This window comes from Faecalispora jeddahensis (genome assembly GCF_000577335.1).
Classification (GTDB): Bacteria; Bacillota; Clostridia; order Oscillospirales; family Acutalibacteraceae; genus Faecalispora; species Faecalispora jeddahensis.
Genome location: NZ_CBYL010000092.1, coordinates 1 through 1785, shown reverse-complemented (window position 1 = coordinate 1785; position 1785 = coordinate 1). Strand labels below are relative to the sequence as shown.

Sequence of the window (1785 nt, the reverse complement as noted above, 5' to 3'; positions counted from 1 at the left end):
GCCGTAGGCGGGAAAAGAAACCGCCACGTTCGTATTAGGTTGTTTTGCTGATCCTTATCTGATTTTAATATGAACCTCACGAAGCTGCTGTTCGGTCACTTCGGTCGGCGCGCCGAGCAGCAGATCCTGCGCGTTGCTGTTCATGGGGAACGGGATGACCTCGCGGATATTTTGCTGCTCAGTCAGCAGCATCACCATGCGGTCCACTCCGGGAGCCATACCGGCGTGCGGCGGAGCGCCGTAGTGGAACGCGTTGTACAGCGAGCCGAATTTCTCGCGGATATCCTCTTCGGTATAGCCGGCGATTTCAAACGCCTTTACCATGATCTCGGGGTCGTGGTTTCTCACCGCGCCGGACGAAAGCTCTACGCCGTTGCACACAATATCGTACTGGTAGGCGAGAATCTCTTCGGGATTCTTGGTCTGCAGCGCCTCAAGACCGCCCTGGGGCATGGAGAAGGGATTGTGCGTAAAGATATATTTTCCGGTTTCTTCATCGATTTCATACATGGGGAAGTCGACGATGAAGCACATCTCAAAGCGGGATTCATCGATCAGATTGAGGCGTCTGCCAAGCTCGGTGCGGATTTGTCCGGCCAGCTTTGCGGCAGCGTCGCGCTCGTCTGCGATGAAGAAGATCACATCGCCGGGAATCAGGCCCGCGCGCGAGATCAGCTCCTCACGATTGTCGTCCGGCAGGAATTTATTGATTGGGCCCTTGTATTCGCCCTCGCTCGTCACGCTGATATAGCCGAGGCCCTTCATGCCGATTTCGGTAGCGAATTTCAGCATGTTTTCAAAGAAGCTCTTCGGCTGCGCGGTGCAGCCCGGCACGCGGATGGCGCGGATCGTCTTATTTTTGAAGGGCGCAAAGGTCGTGTTGTCAAAAATGTCGGAAATATCGATAATCTCAAGTGGGTTTCTCAGATCAGGCTTATCCGTGCCGTACCTCAGCATAGATTCCTGATAGGGAATGCGCACATAAGGGGCCTTCGATACCTCTTTGTTCGAGAACTTTGCAAATACCTCGGAAAGCACCTCTTCCGCGACGGAGAAAACATCCTCCTGCGTGGCGAAAGCAAGCTCAAAATCAAGCTGATAGAACTCACCGGGGGAACGGTCGGCTCTCGCATCCTCATCGCGGAAGCAGGGAGCGATCTGAAAATACCGGTCAAAGCCCGACACCATCAGCAGCTGCTTGAAAATCTGCGGGGCCTGCGGCAGCGCGTAAAATTTGCCGTGATGCTTGCGGCTGGGGATCAGATAGTCACGCGCGCCCTCGGGGGAAGAGGTAGAGAGAATGGGTGTCTGAATCTCCAGAAAGCCCATCTCGGTCATTTTCTGGCGCAGAAAGGAAATCACCTGCGAGCGAAGCACGATATTATTGTGAACCTCCGGGTTTCGCAGATCCAAAAAGCGGTATTTCAATCGAACGTCTTCCTTGGTATCTGTGGAATTGGGAACTTCGAAGGGGAGCGGCTTTGCCACCTTGCCAAGCACAGTCAGAGTGTCCGCCTTGATTTCCACCGTACCGGTCGCCAGCTTGGGGTTGATGGTGTCCGCATCGCGCAGGGTCACCTTTCCCTCAACGCTGATGGTGCATTCACGCACCACGTCCTGCAGCATGGCTTCGTCGTGTACCACAACCTGCACCACGCCGTAATGATCCCGCAAATCCAGAAACTGCACACCGCCGTGGTCGCGGATATTCTCCACCCAGCCTGCCACGCGGATCGTCTGGTCAATATCGGTTTCACTCACCCGGCCGCACAGGCGGGTGTGATA

Annotated in this window: 1 protein-coding gene; it reads right to left on the bottom strand. The window is 55.1% G+C overall.

Annotated elements, in window-relative coordinates; translation table 11 throughout:
* Positions 1-54: 54 nt before the first annotated feature.
* The coding region (aspS, locus tag TY09_RS17420; protein WP_042437041.1) for an aspartate--tRNA ligase at positions 55-1785 on the bottom strand (1731 nt) is incomplete at its 5' end.